This is a genomic window from Myxococcus vastator (assembly GCF_010894475.1).
In the GTDB taxonomy this organism is placed as follows: Bacteria; Myxococcota; Myxococcia; order Myxococcales; family Myxococcaceae; genus Myxococcus; species Myxococcus vastator.
The window spans coordinates 1-2,909 of record NZ_JAAIYB010000697.1 but is presented as its reverse complement, the minus strand read 5'-3'; the positions used below and the strand labels follow the sequence as shown (position 1 = coordinate 2,909).

At 69.6% G+C, this 2,909-nt stretch carries 3 protein-coding genes; all 3 read left to right on the top strand.

The window, feature by feature from the left end:
- Positions 1-70: 70 nt before the first annotated feature.
- Positions 71-1,228, top strand: coding sequence for a site-2 protease family protein (locus tag G4D87_RS36200; protein ID WP_163787357.1), 1,158 nt, complete (start codon positions 71-73; stop codon positions 1,226-1,228).
- 274 nt (positions 1,229-1,502) lie between these two features.
- Complete coding sequence (locus tag G4D87_RS36195) at positions 1,503-2,594, top strand: fatty acid desaturase family protein (protein ID WP_240358891.1); 1,092 nt, start codon at positions 1,503-1,505, stop codon at positions 2,592-2,594.
- A partial coding sequence (locus tag G4D87_RS36190; protein WP_163787356.1) for a hypothetical protein occupies positions 2,591-2,909 on the top strand: 319 nt, incomplete at its 3' end. The genes G4D87_RS36195 and G4D87_RS36190, both read left to right, overlap by 4 nt.

The window sequence follows — 2,909 nt, the reverse complement described above, 5'->3', positions numbered from 1 at the left end:
GACCGGGCCGCCTCCAGGTCCGTGCGCGCCGGGTGGAGGGGACGGAGGTTGAAGCCATGGGAGGGCTGCCATGCGTGCCGCGCGAGGTTCCATTCAAATCGGCTCGTTCCGCGGCATTCCCGTCCGCGTCCACTTCTCCCTGTTGCTCGTCCTGCCGCTGCTGGCGTTCCTGTTCGGCGGCGCGTTCCGGCGCGCGGCGGAGGTGGCCGAGGTCCCCCCGGAGCGCCTGAGCGGCTCGCCCGCGCTGTGGGGGCGGTTGGTGGCGGTGGGCCTGTTCGCGTCCGTGTTCGTCCACGAGCTGGCGCACACCGTGTATGCGCTGCGCCGCGGCGGGAAGGTGCGCTCGATTACGTTGATGATGGTGGGCGGCGTGTCGGAGCTGACGGAGGCGCCGCCGCGTCCCCGGGACGAAGCGCTGATGGCCGCGGTGGGGCCGCTGACGAGCCTCCTGCTGGCGGCGCTGCTCGGCGGCGCGACGTGGCTGCTCCAGGATGCGCGCTCGTTCAACGTCCAGTTCGCGTTCTTCTACATGGCCAGCCTGAACCTGTTCCTGGGCGTGTTCAACCTGCTGCCCGCGTTCCCCATGGATGGTGGACGCATCGTCCGCGCGTCGCTGGCGGGGCGGCTGGGGATGGTGCGCGCGACGCAGGTGGCGTCCTGGCTGGGGCGCGGGTTCGCGGTGCTGTTCGGCGTGGGGGCGGTGCTGTCGTTCAACCCGTTCCTGGCCGTCATCGCGTTCTTCATCTTCATGGGCGCGCAGGGGGAGGCGCAGCAGGTGCGGATGAAGGCGACGCTGGAGCGGGTGCCGGTGGCCGACCTGATGACGCCGCGCCGGGTGGGCGTGGACGCGGGGGCGTCGTTGGAGCAGACGCTGTGGGACTTGCGGCGTGACCGGCTGTTGCTGCTGCCGGTGACGGAGGATGGAAGGCCGGTGGGGCAGGTGTCACTGGAGACGGTGCGGGGCGTGTCGGATTCGGAGCGCCTGACGCGCACCGCGCGCGAGGTGATGGTGCCCGCCGTGGTGGTGCGGCTGGACGAGGATGGCTGGACGGCGCTGCGGCGCATGGCGGAGGAGGAGACGCCCCAGCTCATCGTGGTGGAGGCGGATGGGGCGCTGGCGGGGACGCTCGACGTGAATGACGTGCAGCGCGGTCTGTCGCTGTATCAGGCGCGCGAGGAGCGCCGTGGTCCGCAGGAGCGGCGGTGGCGGCAGGAGCGCCCGGCGTGATGATGGAGCGCATGTGGGCTTGAGGTGCTGGTCCGGTGTCGATGGGCCGACAGCGGGGCTCCGGCGGCGTTCGTGAGCGCACGTCGCGGCCAGGCGCGTGTCCAGGCCGCGGCGATTGAATCGGGGGGAGGCCCCGCCGCGCCGGAACAGTCCACTCCGTTGATGTGTTACATCGTCCTTCGGCACCAGGCAGGCGATGGCCGCGGCGGGATCCTCCCAGCGCGACTCCAGGTTCTTCCGGCGGTGACCCTGGTGGCGTGAGAGCGGGTGGACGTTGTCACAAGCAACGAAGGCGAAGTTTCTCGAGTCGGGGCCCTTCCACCAGGAACTCAAGGCGCGGGTGGAGGTCTACCTGGGAGCGAGCGGGCGCTCGCCTCGTGACCTCCCGCGCATGTACGCGAAGACGGTGGTCATCCTGGGGTGGCTCGCGGCCTCCTATGTCTGGCTCCTCGTGGGCGCTTCGGGGCCGTGGGGTGCGGTCGCCGGGTGCGTGTCCCTGGGGCTGGCCGTGGCGGGGGTGGGGTTCAGCGTCCAGCACGACGCGAACCACGGAAGCTACTCGGAGCATCGGGGCATCAACCGGATTCTCGGGTGGACGCTCGACGCCGTCGGTGGCTCGTCCTACGTGTGGAACTGGAAGCACAACATCTTCCATCACAGCCACACGAACGTGGTCGGCCTCGATGCGGACATCGACATCCAGCCGCTGTGCCGACTGGCGCCTGGACAGCGGCAGCACACGGCGCATCGCTTCCAGCATGCCTATATCTGGGGGCTCTACGCGCTGCTCCCCGTGAAGTGGCACTTCATCGATGACTTCAAGGACCTGGTCACCGGACGCGTGGGGCGGCAGAAGATGCCGCGCCCTGGCGGGCTGAAGCTGGCCGGGGCCCTGGGCGGGAAGCTGCTGTTCTATGGCTGGACCATCGCGCTGCCGTTGTTCTTCCGCCCGCTCTGGCAGGTCGCGCTGGGTTACGCGCTCGCCTCGTTCGTGCTCGGGTTGACGCTGGCCACCGTGTTCCAGTTGGCGCATTGCGTGGAGGAGGCGGACTTCTCCCAGCAGCCAGAAGCCAACCGTCCCTTCCCCCGCGACTGGGCCGCGCATCAGGTCGCGTCGACCGTGGACTTCGCCCGAGGCAATTGGCTGGTGAGCTGGTACCTGGGAGGGTTGAACTTCCAGGTGGAGCACCACCTCTTCCCGCGGGTGTGTCACCTGCACTACCCGGCGCTCTCGCGCATTGTCGAAGAGACCTGCCGGGAGCACGGCATCCGCTACCGGGCGAATGAGAGCGTCGGTGCGGCATTGAAGAGCCACGTGCGGTGGCTCAAGCGGATGGGGCAGCCAGCCCTCGAGAGGACTGCATGAGTGACGAGAAGGTTCGGTACGGGCGGGCGCAGAAGTTCCGGCTCTCGGTCAAGGGCACGGAGGCCGTGGCCTCCTATTCGGCCATGATTGAGGCGGCCAAGGCCGGCAGTGGCCGCGCCCAGTTCGACGCGGCTCGCGCCAGGTGGGGCGCATCGCTCGGGCTTGCCGCGGAGGACGGGCTCTACCTGGTGGAGTTCGAAGCGGGCGGGCGCACCGTCTCCGAGGCGGCACGCAACCTCGAGAGCTGCGACGCTCCCGCGAAGGCGGTCAAGGACGCCGTCGAGCGGTTGTTGAAGTGCGGCATGCTGGAGCCCC

What these genes read in the sequence shown, in the direction of transcription:
- G4D87_RS36200 (WP_163787357.1), top strand. Translation starts at nt 71, where the DNA reads ATGCGTGCCGCGCGAGGTTCCATTCAAATCGGCTCGTTCCGCGGCATT.